Annotated in this window: 9 protein-coding genes; 1 reads left to right on the forward strand and 8 read right to left on the reverse strand. The window is 78.2% G+C overall.

Features of this window, described 5'->3' with window-relative positions:
- Positions 1-128 precede the first annotated feature (128 nt).
- From AB0469_RS08815 to AB0469_RS08830, 4 genes are all read right to left on the reverse strand, one after another.
- The gene (locus AB0469_RS08815; protein ID WP_366450622.1) at positions 129-2084 is read right to left on the reverse strand and encodes a SpoIIE family protein phosphatase; all 1956 of its coding nucleotides are present in this window, start codon (positions 2082-2084) and stop codon (positions 129-131) included.
- 98 nt (positions 2085-2182) lie between these two features.
- Positions 2183-2842, reverse strand: coding sequence for a 4'-phosphopantetheinyl transferase superfamily protein (locus AB0469_RS08820; protein ID WP_366450623.1), 660 nt, complete (start codon positions 2840-2842; stop codon positions 2183-2185).
- A gap of 13 nt (positions 2843-2855) precedes the next feature.
- Positions 2856-5585, reverse strand: a complete 2730-nt coding sequence (locus AB0469_RS08825; RefSeq protein ID WP_366450624.1) for an acyltransferase domain-containing protein — start codon at positions 5583-5585, stop codon at positions 2856-2858.
- A 109-nt stretch (positions 5586-5694) separates the two neighbouring features.
- Positions 5695-6444, reverse strand: coding sequence for a MerR family transcriptional regulator (locus tag AB0469_RS08830; RefSeq protein WP_366450625.1), 750 nt, complete (start codon positions 6442-6444; stop codon positions 5695-5697).
- A 69-nt stretch (positions 6445-6513) separates the two neighbouring features.
- Here AB0469_RS08830 and AB0469_RS08835 point away from each other — a divergent pair, with 69 nt between their 5' ends.
- Positions 6514-7737 (forward strand): erythromycin esterase family protein, encoded by a 1224-nt coding sequence (locus AB0469_RS08835; protein ID WP_366450626.1) that lies wholly within the window; start codon positions 6514-6516, stop codon positions 7735-7737.
- Positions 7738-7745: 8 nt separating this feature from the next.
- On the opposite strand, the gene AB0469_RS08840 is transcribed toward AB0469_RS08835, so the two are convergent.
- From AB0469_RS08840 to AB0469_RS08855, 4 genes are all read right to left on the reverse strand, one after another.
- Positions 7746-9161, reverse strand: coding sequence for a DUF6777 domain-containing protein (locus AB0469_RS08840; protein WP_366450627.1), 1416 nt, complete (start codon positions 9159-9161; stop codon positions 7746-7748).
- A 363-nt stretch (positions 9162-9524) separates the two neighbouring features.
- Positions 9525-11519 (reverse strand): hypothetical protein, encoded by a 1995-nt coding sequence (locus AB0469_RS08845; protein WP_366450628.1) that lies wholly within the window; start codon positions 11517-11519, stop codon positions 9525-9527.
- Positions 11519-15367: a DUF5682 family protein gene (locus tag AB0469_RS08850; protein WP_366450629.1), complete on the reverse strand. Its 3849-nt coding sequence runs from the start codon at positions 15365-15367 to the stop codon at positions 11519-11521. The genes AB0469_RS08845 and AB0469_RS08850 overlap by 1 nt, the downstream gene beginning before the upstream one ends.
- The gene (locus tag AB0469_RS08855) at positions 15364-16518 is read right to left on the reverse strand and encodes an AAA family ATPase (protein WP_366450630.1); all 1155 of its coding nucleotides are present in this window, start codon (positions 16516-16518) and stop codon (positions 15364-15366) included. Before AB0469_RS08855 ends, AB0469_RS08850 begins: the two co-directional genes overlap by 4 nt.
- Positions 16519-16561: the final 43 nt, after the last annotated feature.

Raw genomic sequence — 16561 nt, forward strand, 5'->3', positions numbered from 1 at the left:
TATCGGAATGTCGCTGTATGTCTTTGATAAAGAGCCTGAAGGCGCCACTTCATGGAGTTGTCCGTCGACTGTCACAGGCGCGTCACAGGGGGCCGGACCGGGGAACCCGGCCCCTCCCGCCCAGGGCCTCAGAACCCCACGAGGGACTGCTCGGCCCAGATGGTCTTGCCGGTCGGGGCGTGCCGCGTGCCCCAGCGCTGCGCCAGCTGCGCCACCAGCAGCAGGCCCCGCCCGCCCTCGTCGAAGGTCCGCGCACGCCGCATGTGCGGGGCGGTGCTGCTGGCGTCGGAGACCTCGCAGATCAGCGTGTTGTTCTCGTGGATCAGCCGCAGCTGGATGGGCGGCCGGCCGTAGCGGATGGCGTTGGTGACCAGCTCGCTGACCACCAGCTCCGCGACGAACGAGGCCTCGTCCAGCTCCCACGCCGTCAGCTGCTCCGTGGTGTACCGGCGGGCGTCCGCGACGACCGAGGGGTCGGACGGCAGGTCCCAGACCACCACCTTGTCGGCGTGCAGGGCCCGTGTCCGGGCGATCAGCAGCGCCACGTCGTCGTCGGGACGGTGGGTCAGCAGGGCCGTCAGCACCCGGTCGCACACCGTGTCCAGGGTCGAGGCCGGCCGGGTCAGGGCCCCGAACAGGGTGTCCAGGGCCTCGTCCAGGTCGTGCTCGCGGGCCTGGAGCAGGCCGTCGGTGTACAGCGCCAGGAGGCTGCCCTCGGGCAGTTCCACCTCGACCGTCTCGAACGGCAGGCCCCCCAGCCCCAGCGGCGGACCCGCCGGCACGTCGAGCAGGTACACCGAGCCCTCCGGAGACACCACCGCGGGCGGCGGATGCCCCGCCCGCGCCACCGTGCAGCGGCGGGTCACCGGGTCGTAGACCACGTACAGGCAGGTCGTGCCGATGCCCCCGGCGGACTCCTCGGGCACCTCCGGGTCGGCCTCGTCGGCCGACAGGTGGATGATCAGGTCGTCGAGGTGGGTGAGCAGCTCGTCGGGCGGCAGGTCGACGTCGGCCAGGGTGCGTACGGCCGTCCGCAGCCGGCCCATGGTCGCGGAGGCGCGGATGCCGTGCCCGACCACGTCGCCCACCACCAGCGCCACCCGCGCCCCGGACAGCGGGATCACGTCGAACCAGTCGCCGCCCACGCCCGCCTCGCCGCCGGCGGGCAGGTAGCGCGAGGCGATCTCCAGCGCCCCCTGCTCGGGCAGCGTGTGCGGGAGCAGGCTCCGTTGCAGCGTCATCGTGGTGGTGTGCTCGCGCTGCTCCCGGCCGTGCGGATGCGCCTCCGCGGCGTCCTGCGCCGGCGCCGTGAGCTCCTGGGCCAGCCTCAGGTGCTCGTGGTGCGGGGCGCCCTCGGCCCCTCCGCGGTCGTGCGCGGCCAGGCACACGGCCCGCACCCGGCCGTCCCGGTCGCGCAGCGGGGCCAGCGAGGTCTCCCAGGCCTGCTCCCGGTCCTCGCCCGTCGGGGGGACGAAGGCGGTCAGCCGCTGGGACTCGCCGGTCTCCACGACGAGCCGCATCCTGCGCTCCGTCTCGTCGCTCACGGGGTCCGGGGCGATCTCCGGCAGGCGCAGCCCGCGCATCTGGTCCTCCGTGAGGGAGAGCATGTGCTGCATGCCGGTGTTCGCCCGCAGCAGCCGCAGGTCCGCGTCGAAGACCGCCAGGAAACAGGGGGACTGGGCGAAGGCCCACTCGTTCAGCGGAGCGTCCCAGGGCGCGTCGGCCGGGCCCGCCACGGCGGACACCACGCTCCACTTGACGGTCCCGCCCGTGGACGTCCAGCGGTGCGCCAGCAGCGGTACCTCGACGCGCCGGCCGTCCCGGTGCCGCAGCGCCACCGTGCCGCTCCACCGGTCCTGCCCCGGGGTGATCCCCGGGGCAGGAACGCCCTCCTCGGCCAGCAGCCGGGCGGCGGGCCGTCCCACGACCTCCGAGGACGCGTAGCCCAGGAGCCGGGCGGCGCCCTCGCCCCAGTCGGTCACGACGCCGTCGTCACCGATCGTGGCCGTGGCGGTGTACGCCGCCCCGCCCGGGGCGCTCGTACCCTGCGGCCGCTCACCGGGAAAGGTGGGAAGTTGCGCCATCGCCGCTCATCTCGCCCTCGCTAGTCCGGCCAGGGTGGCTCCACTGACAAGCATGATCCGGCCGGGCGGGGAGCACCAACGCAGTACCGCCCGCCGCGTCACGCGTGCGCGAGGACGAGGGCCACGACCACGTCCCCGGCCCGCCAGGCCATCGCCCGGCGCGGCCCGCCGAGCGCGGGGGGCCGCAGCCCCAGGAGCGGGATCCGGTGCGGGGCCCCGCCGAAGGGCCCGCTGCGGTCGGCCTTGACGGCGGCCTCCTTCAGTGCCCAGGCGCCGGCCAGGGCCTCGTCGCGGTCCGTGCCGCGGTCCGTGCCGATGAGGGAGAGCTCCCGCGGGGAGAAGGCGTGGTGGGCGGCCCGGTGCACGGTGTCCGCCGGTGCCGTCTCGCACAGGTCCACGCCCACCGGCTCCGGTGCCAGGGCCGCGGCGGCGTGGCCGGGTGTGTGGCTGACGGAGACGTGCAGGGAGGGCAGCGGGCGGCCGCCGACCAGCAGGTGCGGGCTTCCGTCGTCGCGGGGGAGGACCTCCACCTCCCGCGCCGGCGCCCCGACGAGCTCGCCGGCCAGGCGCTTGGCGAGCAGCCGGCCGGCCATCCACCCGGACCGCCGCCAGGCCGGGAGGGCGCGGGCCACCCGCTGTTCGGCGGCCGAGAGGCACAGCGGCAGGTGGGTGAGGTCGGGGCGGCGGGCCACGAGGAGCCCCGCGCCGCCCCAGCGGTGGACGCGGCCCGGTACGAGCGGCCGGAAGAGGGTGTCCATGGCGGGCCCCCGCTCAGGCCGCGGCCGGGGCCGCGTCGGGGGTGTCGGGGACGTCGGCTGCGCCGGTGCCGCCCGCGTCCGGTCGGCGCAGCTCCTGCGCCGGCGCGGTCACCGCCCGGCGGATCCGGTCGGGCGTGCGGGAGGGGGGCGCCTGCGCGAGGGTTCCCGACGGGCCGGCCGTGCCTGCCGGGGCCGGCACCGGGTCTTCGCGGCCCGGCCCCGGGGCGGGGCCGGCCGGTGCGGGGCCGGTCGCGGCCGGGGCGCCCGCCGCCGGGGCGTCCCCGGTGGGGGCCGGGGCGTTCGGCGCGGGGGCATCCGCCGCCCGCTGCGCGGGAGCACGAGGGGCCGGTGCGGGGGCGGTCGCGGTCCGGGGTTCCGGGGTGGGGAGGGCGCCGGTGAGGTGGGTCAGGAGGGCGACCTGCTGCCGGATCAGCCCGAGGAGCTCGTACGGGGTGTCGTCCGTCGGCCTCCCCCCGGTGGGAGCGGGCCGCGACGGCGGGACGGGGGCCGCGGCGCGGCGGCCCTCGGCGGGTGCCCGGGACACCCGGTAGGACCGGGTGTCCGGACCGGCCGGGGGCAGGTCCAGCAGACGGCGGTCCTCGGCGGGGACCAGGCCCCGCGGGTCGACCGGGACGCCCAGGACCGCGAGCCGGGCCAGGGTGCGCACGAAGCCGCGGCCGTCGTCCCTCCCCGCCGCCGCCTCGTCGGCGGCGAGGACGTGGACGTCGTGGTGGTGGTAGAGCGTGCGGCGGACCGGGGTGAGCAGCGAGCCGCCGCCGTTCACCTGGAGGAAGACGCGGGCGCCCCGCTCGTAGGCGGTGCGGACGGCGTCGGCGAAGCGGACCGGCGCCGAGGCGTGCCGGGCCCACAGCCCGCGCAGGACGGCGGGGTCCGTGCAGGGCTCCGCGTCCACCGTCGACACGAACGCCAGGGCGGGAGCGCAGACCCGCAGCCCGGCCAGGGCCGCGCGCACCTCCTCCTCGGCCGGGGCCACCAGCGGGGAGTGGAAGGCACCCGCCACCTCCAGCACCGCCGTGACCACCCCGGCCCCGGCGCAGGCCCGCCGCAGGGCGGCCAGACCCTCCGCGGTGCCGCTGACCACGGTCTGCCGCTGTTCGTTGAAGCAGGCGAGCCACACGCCGTCGACGCCGGCGACCAGCCGCCGGCAGGTCTCCTCGTCGGTCTGCACGGCGAGCATCCCGCCCGGCGGACCGCTCCGCGCGGCCCGCCGCAGGGCCGCGCCCCGGGCCGCCAGCAGCCGTACGGTGTCCTCGCCGGCCAGGGCTCCGGCCGCGGCGGCCGCCGCGAACTCCCCGGCGCCGTGGCCCAGGGTGAGGTCGGGGGTGACGCCGCAGCCGGATAGGAGGCGGGTGGCGGCGAGCTGGACGGCGCCGAGCACCGGCTGCCACACATCGGTGGCGGTGAGCCGACGCGCGGCCTCCCCGGCCCCTCCCCGGGCGTCGGCCGTCCCGTACAGCAGGGCGGCCGCGTCCTGACCGGCGACGGCGCCCAGGGCGTCGACGGCCGCGCGGAACCCGGCGTACCCCTCGTAGAGGCCCCGCATCATGCCCGGCCGCCGGCTGCCCTGGCCGGGGTAGAGGAGGGCGATCCTGCGCCGGGCCGCCGGCAGCGGGGCCCCGGCCGCGAAGGCGTCGTCGCCGAGGTCGCCGAGCTCGCCGTCCTCCAGCTGCCGGAGGGCCCGGCGCAGGCGCTCCGTGAACTCCGCCGTGTCGGCGGCCACGATCGCGAGCCGGGCCTTGAGCGGCTCCCGCGCGCCCAGGGTGTGGGCGAGCGCCCCCAGCGGGGGCCGGTCGGCCGGGTCGAGCGCCTCCAGGGTGCCGAGCACGTCGCCGATGTGCCGCTCCAGCAGCCGCACGCTGCCGGCCGACAGCAGGACGAGCTGGGGCGCCGGGGCCGCGGCGCCACCGCCGGCGCGCACGGGCGGCCGGACCGGCGCCGGCTCGGGCCGCTCCTCCGGCACCCCGTGGACGTCGGTGCCGCCGAAGCCGAACGAGCTGACGGCGGCCCGGCGCGGGGCGTCCCCGTCCGCCCACGGCAGGGCGGTCCCGGCGAAGCGCAGCCCGGCCGCGGCGACCCCCAGGTCCGGGTGCGGGGCGGTGCGGGGCTGCGGGGCGACGGCGCGGTGGGGGACGACCAGGGCCGTCCCGATCAGGCCCGCGACGCCCACCGCCGACAGGAAGTGCCCGATGAGGGCGTTGCCCGAGCCGAGGTGGCACAGGCCGGGGCCGTCGTCCGGCCACCCGGTGCGCAGCCGCCGCAGCGCCTCGATCTCCGCCCGGTCCCCGGTGGCGGTGCCGGTGCCGTGCGCTTCCGGGAAGCCCACCGCGGACGGGGGGAGCCCCGCGTCCGCGCAGGCCCGGCGCAGGGCGCGCAGCCGGCCCTCGGCGGTGGGGACCAGCAGCCCGGGGGAGGTCCCGTCGTCGGCGGAGCCGATGCCCTTGATCACGGCGTAGACCCGGTCCCCGGCGGCGAGCGCGTCGGCGAGGGGCCGCACGACGACCGTCCCGGCGCCCTCGCCGAGGACGAAGCCGTCGGCCTCCTCGTCGAACGGGCCGCACACCCCGGCGGCCGACAGGGCCCACAGCCGGGAGGGGGTGGGCGCGGCCCTGGGGGCGGAGAACCGGCGTCCTCCGCCGATCAGGAGCAGCAGCCGCCGGCAGGCGAGGGTGTCCCGCGCGCCCGGGAAGCGGCAGCCGAGTCCGGTGATGGCGATGTCGGTCATGACGGTCCTCCTCCGGCCCGGACGGTCGCCCCGAGCACCCGAGGGTGCTCGGCACGGTGGATTTCCACCGTGCCCGGGGGAGGGACGGGACCGTAGCCCCGGCTGTTCGTTACTTGACAGGCCCGCGGAGGTAGGCCTCCAGCGCCGCGGCCCCCGCCAGCAGGGCCCGTCCGCGCGCCGACAGCCGGGCGCGCCAGTCGCCCAGCGCGGCCTCCAGCGGCTTCAGTCCGCCGGCCCCCCGCACCCGTTCGACCAGCGGGGCGATCTGCTCCAGCGGGTACCCGCCCCGCCGGAGCTGGTGCACGAGCCGGGCGTCCCGTACGGCGGCCCCGTCGTAGACGCGGTACCCGGTCCGCGGGTCACGGCCGGGGCGCACCAGCCCCGCGGCCTCCCAGGCGCGCAGCGTCGCGGGCCGGATCCCGAGCTCCCGGGCCAGCGGCCCGATGAACCGGCCGCCGGACCCGCCCGCCGCGGTGCCGGCCCCCGTGTCCGCCGCCGCGTCCGGTGCGGACGCCAGGTCGCGTACGGCCCGCTCCACGGCCTCGAGGGTCCTGCGGTCCGCCAGCAGCTGGGCGTGGCTCCGGTCGATGAGGCGGAACGCCTCGTCCACCGCCTGCCGGTTCACCGCCCGCATCACCGCCGACGCCGTCGCGTGGCCGTGGCCGGGGACCAGCGCCAGGAACGCGGACAGGGCCAGGGCGTGCACCGGGGTGTAGGCGCGGTAGCCGGCGGGGCTGCGGGCGGCGGCCGGGAGGACCCCGGCCTCCTCGTAGTTCCTGACGGCCTGGGTGGACAGACCGTGCGGCCGCGCCAGATCGACGGGCCTGAGCTTCCTGCCCATTTGAAGGTTTTCTTCCACCCGAGCGACGATAGCGCGGCCACCACCGGCAAAAGTTTCCACCGAACCTTCAACGATAGCGTTGAAGCCATGACGAACGGCATCGAGGACACCACGCACCCGGTCGAGGCCGCCGCCCTCCTGCGGCTGCTCGGCACCCGGCCCCGGCTGCTCGCCCTGGGCGAGCCCACCCACGGCGAGGACGCCCTCCTCGACCTGCGCAACGAGCTCTTTCGGCAGCTCGTCGAAGAGGAGGGCTACCGGACCGTCGCGATCGAGAGCGACTGCCTGAAGGGCCTGGCCGTGGACGCGTACGTCACCGGGGGCGCCGGCACCCTCGACGCGGTCATGGAACACGGCTTCAGCCACGGGTTCGGGGCCTCCGCCGCCAACCGCGAGCTCGTGCGCCGGATGCGCGCGTACAACGCGGGCCGCCGCGCCCGCGACCAGGTCCGCTTCGCCGGGTTCGACGGCCCGCTGGAGATCACCGGTGCCGCGAGCCCGCGGGAGGCACTGACCGCGCTCCACGGCTTCCTCGAGGCCTCGGTGGACCCCGCCCTGCTCCCCTGTACGGCCGGCACGCTCGACCGCCTGCTCGGCCCCGACGACCGGTGGACCGACGAGGGCGTGATGTGGGACCCGGCGCTGTCCGTGGGGCGGTCGGCCGGGGCCCGGGAGCTGCGGCTGCTCGCCGACGACCTGGTGGAACTGCTCGACGAACAGACCCCGCACCTGATCGCGGCCACCTCGCGGGACGACTGGGACCGGGCCCGCCTCCACGGTCGCACCGCCACCGGCCTGCTGCGCTACCACCACGCCATGGCCGACGGCTCGCCGGCCCGGATGACCCGGCTGCTGGGCGTGCGGGGCCGGATGATGGCCGCCAACCTCCTCGCGCTCGCCGACCGGGGCCCGGTCCTGGCCTTCGCGCACAACGCCCACCTCCAGCGGGAGAAGAGCGCGATGAGGATGGGCGGGGAGCCGCTGGAATGGTGGAGCGCCGGCGCGCTGGTGGGCGCCCGTCTCGGCCGGGAGTACGCCTTCGTGGCCACGGCCGTCGGCACGATCCGCCGGCACGGGGTGGACGTCCCGGCGCCGGACACCGTCGAGGGCCTCCTGTACGCGCTCCCCGGGGACCGCTGCCTGGTGGACGCCCGCCGGCTGGCCGCCGCCCTGGACGGTACGCCGCCCGCACCGCGCGTCTCGCCCTGGTTCGGCTACGCCCCCCTGGACCCGGACCGTCTGGCCGGGAGTGACGCGCTCGCGTTCGTCAGCGACCTCCCGCCGGAGGCCGGGCCCCGGCGGGAGGTCTGAGGGACGGGCTAGTAGCCGTTCTGGTTCTGGTTCTGGTTGTTCTGGTTCTGCTGGTTGTTCTGGTTCTGGTCGTGCTGCTGGTTCTGGTTCTGGTTCTGGTCAGGGGCGGGCGGCTGGGTCGCCGGCGCCGGGGCCTCGGTCTGCGGGGCCTCCGTGGCGGGCGCGCGGGTGGCGGGCGGCGGAGTGGCGGGTGCCTGGGTCGGCGCCGGTGCCTGCGTCGTGGGCCGTTCCGTGGCCGGGGCCTGGGTGGCCGGAGGCTGCGTGGCGGGCGGCTCGGTGGCCGTCTTCGGCGCGGCCGGGGTCTCGGTGGCCGAGGGCACCGGGGCCGGGGCGGTCGGCGTCGGCTTCGGGGCCGGCGGGGTCTGGGTCGCCGGGGTGGGCGTCGGGGCCGGCGTCTCCTTGGTCCCGGTGGTCGGGGTGGGGGTGGCCGGGGTCTCCGTCGCCGGCGAGGGGCCCGTGGGCGTCGGCGTGGCCGTCGGCGGCTTCGTGCCGGGCGTCTGCGTCGACGGGGGCCGGGTGTTCGGCGGCTTGGTCGACGGCGGCTTCGTACCGGGGGACTGCGTGGTCGGCGGCCTGGTTCCAGGGGGCCAGGTACCGGGCGTCTGCGTTCCCGGCGTGTACGTTCCGGGCGGGTACGTCGTCGGCGGGGGCGGCGGCGGGGCCGTCGGCCAGTGCCGGGGCGGGGGAGGGGCCGGCTTGTCGTGGTGGACCTGGTCACCCGTGTACCGGTGGACCCACTGCTTCTCCTTCTGGTCGTAGAGGACGAAGACGTTGACCGGCCGGGGCGCGCGGTTGACGACCACGACGTTCTGCGGCTGGTAGCCCGCCCAGCGGTGCCCCGTCTGCCGGGGCGTGCCCGGCTGCGGAACCACCCGGCTCAGCGGGTTCCCGCAGGCGCACCGCACCTTCGGCTCCCCGTACTTGTCCACCAGCACGGCCGTCCCCGCCTGGAGCACGGACTGGTAGCTGGTGGCGACGCCGTCACGGTAGCCGTGGTTGGTGACCCGGGTGTCCGAACGCAGCTGCACGGGAGTCAGCGACCGCAGGTAGGCGGGGACCGCGGACTCCTGTACCCCCACGACGGAGGCGAAGCTGCGGTTCTTGGCCGGGTCGGCCGACAGGTAGCGGATCTGCTTCTCCACGTCACACGCCGCCGTGTTGCGGGTGCCGCCGTAGAGCCCGGGCTCCGAACCCGCCACGCTCGCGATGGCGTCCTTCCGGGCGGGAGCCGTACTGGGCGCCGCCGCCGGCATGGACGCCGTCGTGTTCGCCGTGGACGGGGTGTACGGGTCCACGCCCGCGTCGTCCGTGGGCTGGAGGATGACCTCGCCGGCGCTCGCCGACTGGCCGCCCGGGCGGCCCAGGACGACGGCCAGGACCACGGCGACGACCACGGCGGCGGTGATCGCCGCGATCCGCGGCACGGAACGCCACCAGGGGCCGTGGCCGTCCCCGCCGGAGGGCGGTGTCGGGCCGCCGCCCCCGCCCCCGCCCCCGCCGGAGCCGGACGGGGGACCGCCCGGGCCGGACGGGATGTCCCCGCCCCTCGTGGGCGGGGGCGGCTGGGGGGCCGCCTGGTCGCCGGACTGGCGGCCGGACAGGGGGCCGGAGGGCGGACCGGTGGGACGCTCTGACAGCGGTTCGGAACTCACATTCCCCTCCCACCGGACGGGTGCAGGAAAGGTGAAAACCGCATGATGTGCATGGTTTATGCAATTTCATCCGGTTTTCACACCGTTAGCGCCCATTGTGCGCTCCGGTCCCGTGGAGTCCGCAAGCCGAACGGCCTACACCCAGGACCCGGCCACCAGGGACCGCCGCGCCGCCGTCAGGTGCGTCGCGGCCGCCAGCCAGGCCCGGGCGTACCCGTCGGCCGAGGGGTCGGTGAGCCGGCCGAAGGCGTCCCGGGGGCGCCGCTGCGCCTCGGCCACCAGGTCGGCGGCCAGATCGGCCGCCCCCGTGAAGCCGGCCCGGCGCAGCGGGGCGTACGCGGCCGCCGGCTCGGGCGACCGCGCCGACTCCGCCACCGCCCGGCGCCCGCCCGCGACCCCCGCCTCCAGCAGCCGGCCCACCCGCCACAGGGGCGAGTCGGCCAGTACGTCGGGACCCGGTTCGGCGGAGCCGACCACCGGGGCGGGGGCCCCGGTGACATGGCCGCCCTGGAGGCGGTCGTAGCCGAGGTCGGCCCGGTCCCGCCACTCGGACGGCAGCCGCAGCGTGTACGCCGCCCCCGGCACCGGCCCCACGGCGAGCGGCAGCAGCGTGGCCGCCCGGTCCGGGTCCGGACGGCCCACGACCCGCAGGGCCAGCCCCGGCCAGGCGGCCAGGCGGCGCAGGTTGGCGGTGTGCGCCAGCTCCGGGTGCGGGTGCGCCGGGCGCAGCCGCAGCAGCGGTGCGTCCGCCCGTACGGTGCCGTCGGGTGACAGCTCCCGTACCAGGAGGTGGTCGCCAGCCGCGCCCGCGACCTGCACGGCGCAGCCCAACAGGCCGGGTTCCGCGTCCCGCGCCAGCAGTGCGGCGACGGCCCCGGCCGCCGGACGGGAGAACAGCGCGGCGAGCGGCTCGCCCTCCCAGGAGACACCCGGGACCGGTGTGGCCCGGACCCCGCGTCCGGAACCGAGCCGCCCGTCGGCGGAGACCGTCGCCCCGGCGATGCGCAGGCCCCCGCGCGCGAGCCCGGCATGGTCGAGGACGCCTCCGCCCAGGGCCACGGAGGCGGACCCCGCCCCCTTGGCGCGGGCGAGCCCGCCGGGGCGGACGTCCGACAGCGTGTAGGGGACGCCGTCCGCGCCGAGCAGATGGGTGACCACGCCCCCGTAGCCGGTCGCGGTCAGCACGGGCTCCCGGCACACGCCGTGGACCCTCAGAGAGCCCCCCGACGCGTAGCCGCGGCGGTTGCTCCCGGTCACCCCGGGGCCGCCCGTACCGGCCGCCAGCAGGGCGGCGGTGCGCAGCAGCGTTTCGAAGGCCGCGGCCAGGTCGGCCAGCCGCTGCCCGGCCGCGCGCTCGCGCGCGGCCCGCAGCCCCCGCACCACCCGCAGGGCGCCGGCCTCGGCTGCGGGCAGCCCGGCGACCCGCGCCGTGTGCGCGGCCCGCAGCAGCTCGGCCTGCACCACGGCACCCCCGGCGGCGACCCCGGCGGCCAGCGCCTCGGCCCCGACGGCCCACAAGGCGGCCCCGGCCCGGACCTGTGCGGCCGTGGGCGCCACGGCGCCCCCGGCCGTACCGGTCCGGCCCGCGCCGGCCGGCCCCGCGGCGCCCCCGCCGGAGGCACCGGCCCCGGCCGGGCCACCGGGTCCGGCGGCGCCGGTCCCGCCGGCGGTGGCCGGCGTCCGCTGCCCGGCGGTCCCGCCGTCCCGGCCCGGTTCCCCGGCGGGATCCGCCGGGGAGGCGTCCTCCGGGCCGGCACCCGACGGGGCGTGCGGACCGGTGGCGGCAGCCGGGTCCGGCTCTTCCTCCTCGTCGCCCGCACCGGGCCAGGGCAGCGGGTCCGCCACCGGGGCCGCCGTCAGGACCGCCGCGCGGTGCAGGCAGCGCGGGGACAGCAGGCAGGTGCAGGCGGCCTGGGCGGCATCCGCGACCACCCCCGGGGGGCCGGGCCGCAGCGTGACCACCGCGTCCTCGCCGAACCGGACGGTGACGCCCCCGTCCGCGCCGGCCTCCGCGCGCTCCCCGCAGCCCTCCACGGCGGCGTCGAGCTTCTTGCGCAGCCGGGCGGTCAGGGCCTCCACGGCCTCCGCCGCCACCTCGGCGGCGACGGGCGGCAACAGCGGGCTGGTCATCAGGGCTCCCCACGGAGTCGGTCGCCCACCCAGCGGGCGAGGGCGAGAGGGCTGAGCGCGGCCACCGGCATCCCGGCCGCGACGAGCTGCCGCGCCACCGGGACGGAGTACCGGGGCGCGCCGGAATCGTCGAGGGCGGCGCAGCCCAGCAGGTGGGCGCCGGACGCGGCCAGGGCGCGGACCTCCCCGAGCAGGCCGCCGACCGGGCCGCCCTCCTCGAAGTCGCTGACCACGACGACCAGGGTGCGGCTCGGCACCGTGATCAGGGTCCGGGCGTGCGCGAGGCCCGCCGCGATGTGCGTACCGCCGCCGACCCGGACCTCCAGCAGCAGCGAGAGCGGGTCGTCGACCCGGCCGGTGAGGTCCACGACCTGGGTGGAGAAGGCCAGGAAGTGCGTGGACAGGGTCGGGACCCCGCCCAGCACGGCCGCCGTCAGCGCCGACCAGACCACCGACGCCTCCATGGAGCCGGAGACGTCCACGACCAGGATCAGCCGCCAGTCCGCCTCGCGGGACGCGCGGGTGCGGAACACCGGGCGCTCCGGGACCACCACCACCCGCCCGTCGTCGTAGCGGCGGGTGTGCGCCAGGTTGGCCCGCAGGGTGCGCGCCAGGTCGAGCCGCCCGCCGGGGCGGCGGGTCGGGCGCGGGGTGGACAGGCCGGACAGGGCCGGGCGCATCCGGTTGGCCAGCTGCGCCGTCAGCTCGTCGACCAGCCGTCTGACCAGCGGCCGCAGCCGGGCGAGCTGCTGCTCGGGCATGCCGCCGGCCAGCGAGAGCACGGAGGTCAGCAGGTCCACGGAGGGCCGCACGGACGCCGGGTCGAGCTGGGCCAGCACGTCGGTACGGCCCGCCCCCGCCGCGTCCGCGAGCACCTCCTCCCGGACGTCGGAGCCGAACAGCGACTCCAGCTCCTGCGCCCACTCCCGGGCCGTCGGGAAGGACGCCCCGTCGCCGCCGCCGGAACCGGACCGGCCCACGTCGCCCGAGCCCTCGCCGCGCCCCGCGCCGTACAGCTCGTCGAGGGCGCGGGCGTAGCGGTGCGCCCCGGCCGGCAGCCGGTCGCGCTGGCGGCCCAGGAGCAGCCGCCACCGGTCGGCGGCGGCCAGCCGCCGCCCGCCGCCCGGCTCGGCCGCCCCGTCCCGCACCGCCTCGGCGGCGGCCGCGCCCGCCTGCGGGCGCGTGGACGCGGCGGCCGCTGCCGCCGTCCCCTCCGGCTGCCCCGGAGGCGTGGCCGCCGGTGCGCCGGCCGCGGAATCCGCGGGCCGGCCGGGCGCCCGCGCTGCGGCGGCCGGTTCCGTCGTGCGCGGGGGCAGCGGGAGTTCCCCGAGCGCGTCCAGGCCGGCCGCGTCGGCGGCGGCCCAGAGGGCGAGCAGGGCGGGCGGGGCGTCGAGCGCGAGGTCGAGGCGGTCCCCGAGCCGCTCGGTCACCGTGTCCAGCAGGCGGTCCCGCGCCGCCGGGGAGAGCGCCTCGAACCCGGCGCGCAGCGCGGGAAGCCGCTCCAGGAACGCCGCGTCGGCCAGGCCGTCCACCCGGTCGAGCAGCGGGGTCAGCGCGGCCGGAGAGGTCTCCAGCAGCGGTCCGGCGGCGGTGAGCAGCCCGGCGAGCCGGCGGGCCAGCGCCCGCCGGCCGTCGGCCGTGGCGGCCCCGTCCAGCCAGGCGGCCGCGCGGGCACCGAGCCCGGCCGCCTCGTCGAGGTCCAGCAGCACCCGTACGGCCAGGGCCGCACCGCGCATCAGCGGACTCCCGTCCGCGGCCAGTTCCGCCAGGGCGGTGTCCATCCGCAGCCCCAGCCGACGGGCGGCGGCCCGGTCGGCGAGGGCCACCAGGGCGGCCGCGTCGTCGGGGTCGTCGCTCCCCGCGAGACCGGGCAGCGAACGCACCGCGGTGTCCAGCAGATCACCGCCCAGGGCCTCGGCGGCGGCCCGGGCGGCGGCGGAGGCGCCGGGCAGGTGTCCGCGCCGCAGCCCCTCCAACAGGTCGACGGCCTCCAGGAGTTCCGCCACCCCGGCGGTCTCCGGCAGCACGGCGGCCGCCTCCCCCAGCCGCACGTCGACCAGTTCGGGCAGGTCGCAGCGCGCGGCGGCGGCGAGCCCGGCCAGGACCTGCGCCGCCGTCGGGCCGCCCCCGGCGGCCTGGCGGCGTGCGAGGTCGCGCAGCGTTCCCGCGGCCGCCTGGGCGGCGGTGACGCCGCGGACCCCCGCCAGGTCCAGGCGGGCCGGGACCGAAGGGGTCCAGGACAGCCGCCACTTGCTCCCCAGGGCGGTGCCGTCGCCGGTGGCGGCCACGTCCACGGGCTCGCCGTACGAGGCCCCGCACACCAGCAGGCGCTGGAGCAGCACCTCGCGGCGCCCGTCGAGCTCGGAGCGCAGCGGGTCGAGGCGCACCTCGCGCGGGGCCGGGTCCTGCGGGGACGGCAGCCGCAGCGACGCCAGCTCCGCCTCCACGGACGGACCGAGCCCGGAACGCGGGGCGTGCGGGGTCGTCCGGCCGCGGGCCGCGCCGACGAACACGGCCTCCAGGGCGCGGGCCAGCGCCCGCCCCCGGCCCAGGGGTTCACCCTGCCCGAGTACCGTGGTGACGGCCTCCAGCAGCTCCCCCCGGCCGGGCGCGGGCAGCCCGCGCAGCACCGCCAGGTCGCAGGCGAGCCGCAGGGTCTCGGCGGCCTCCCCGGTCCCGGCGGTGTGCCCGTCCCGGCGCAGCTCCCGGCACAGCCGCGTGACGGCGGCCGAGGCCGCCTCCCGCAGCCGCTCCGGGTCCCCGCCCGCCTCGAAGACGGCCTGCTGCCACAGCGGATCCCGGATCCCGGCGGGATACCCGGAGCGGGAGTCGAGCAGATCGTGGGAGTACGCGACGAACGAGGTCACGACCCCGTCCCCGGCCTCCGCACCGGCATCCGCCGGCCGGGACCCCTCCGACGCCCCACCGGAACCCGCCGCACCGGCTCGAGTCCCGCCGTCGGCCCGGGTTCCGTTCCGGTCCGGGGACGTGCCGTCGCCCGCGGCGCAGGCCCCGGCGCCGCCCGCGGCGTCGGTGCCGCGTTCGGCTCCGGTCCGGTCCCCGGCCCCGCCGTCGCCCGCGGTGCCGGAACCGGCACCGGTCCGGGCCTCCGAGCTGGCGGTTCCGGCACCGCCCCCGCGCGGCCCCGGAACCCGGGCTCCCGTGAGCAGGGCCGGGGCGTGGAAGGCGCCGATCACGGCCGCCACCCGGCGGCCGCCCTCGGCCGCCGCCGTGAGGACGCGGCGCATGTGGGACTCCCGTGCCAGGTCCGTCGCCGGGACGGTGCCGGCGTCCGTGCGCAGGGCCCAGCCGACGCCGAGGGCGGCGCGGCGGACGGCCTCCGGGGAGCAGCCCGGAGCCAGGACCTCCACGGCCCGGTCCCACAGGTCGTCCCCGTCGCGCCCGGTGCCGGACGCGGCGAGCGCGTCCGCGTAGGACCGCCGCCCGACGGCGCCGTCGGGGCCGGGACCGGACGGGACGGTGGGGGACCAGCCGGCGTCCGCGAGCGGCAGGTCGCAGCACCGCACCTCCACGCCGCGCTCGCGCGCCCAGCGGAGCGCCGCGAGTTCCGGGGAGAAGTCCGCGAACGGGTAGAAGGCCAGCCGGCCCTCGCGCCCCAGGCCCGCCAGGGCCACCGGGGCGACCGTCTCCGGGTCGGCCAGATGGGTCAGCCACGGCTGGAAGTCGGCCGGCAGCTCCACGCAGACCACCTCCGGATCCGCGGCGTCCAGCAGCGCCGGCACCACCGCGGCCAGCGCGGGACTGTGGTGCCGTACGCCCAGCAGGTACGGCGCGCGCGAGGCGGACAGGGCCTCCACGGCCTCCCGCGGGCCGGCGGCGGGCGTCAACGCAGGCTCCCGCGCAGGTCCCAGAGCCGGCGCCACATCGCCGAGCCGTCCTCGGCCCGGCGGCGCACCGGCCCGTCCCAGTAGCCCAGCAGCCGCCCGTGGTCGGCCGGGTCGTCCTTGCGGACCACGCCCAGCAGATGGCCCGGCAGCAGGTCCAGCACGTCACCGCCCGGCAGGTACGCGGCCGCGACCCCCAGCGAGGCCGCCACCTGCACGGCCTCCGCGGTGGACATGACCGTACCGGGCCGCTCCACGTCCCAGCCCTCCGCGCTGCGCCCCGAGCGCAGGTCCCGGAAGACGGTGACGAGGGCGTCGAGCACGCTGTCGTCCACCCCGAAGGCCGCCCCGGCCCGCTCGACGGCGGCGACGGCCTGCCGGCGGATCAGCGCGGCCTCCGCGTCCGGGTCCGCGATCGGTCCGACCGTCTCGAAGTTGAAGCGCCGCTTGAGCGCCGCCGACATCTCCGAGACGCCCCGGTCGCGCAGGTTGGCGGTGGCGATGACCGTGAAACCGGGGGCCGCCGAGACCACCGCGTCCTCGGTCGCCGTCAGCTCCGGCACGCTCACCCGCCGGTCGGACAGGATCGACACCAGCGCGTCCTGCACCTCGGGCAGACAGCGCGTGATCTCCTCGACCCGCACCACCCGGCCGGCGCGCATCGCCGCGAGCACGGGGGAGTCGACCAGGGCCTGCCGGGTCGGGCCCTGGGCGAGGAGCAGCGCGTAGTTCCAGCCGTACCGGAAGGCGTCCTCCGTGGTGCCCGCCGTGCCCTGCACGGTGAGCGCGCTGGTGCCGCACACGGCGGCGGACAGCAGCTCGGACAGCATCGACTTGGCGGTGCCGGGCTCACCCGTGAGCAGCAGCCCGCGCTCCCCGGCCAGGGTCACCACGCAGCGCTCCACCAGGGCGCGTTCGCCGACGAACTTCGGCGCGACCACCAGCTTGGACGGCAGTCCGGCACGCCGCTTGGGCAGGGCCAGCTCCTCGCCGCCGCTGCCGCACACGAAGGTCACCACCGCGCGCGGGGTGAGCGCCCAGCCCGGCGGGCGGGGGCCGGTGTCCTGGGCGGCGAGGAAGGACAGTTCGGCGGCGTACCGCTCCTCGGCGGGCACGACCTGCCGTGCGGGAGCGGACGGTTCGGTGACGGTCATCGGGAAGTCCTCGTGTTCTGGAGAGCCGTACGGAAAGAAGAAG

It is taken from the genome of Streptomyces sp. NPDC093801 (assembly GCF_040701585.1).
In the GTDB taxonomy this organism is placed as follows: domain Bacteria; phylum Actinomycetota; class Actinomycetes; order Streptomycetales; family Streptomycetaceae; genus Streptomyces.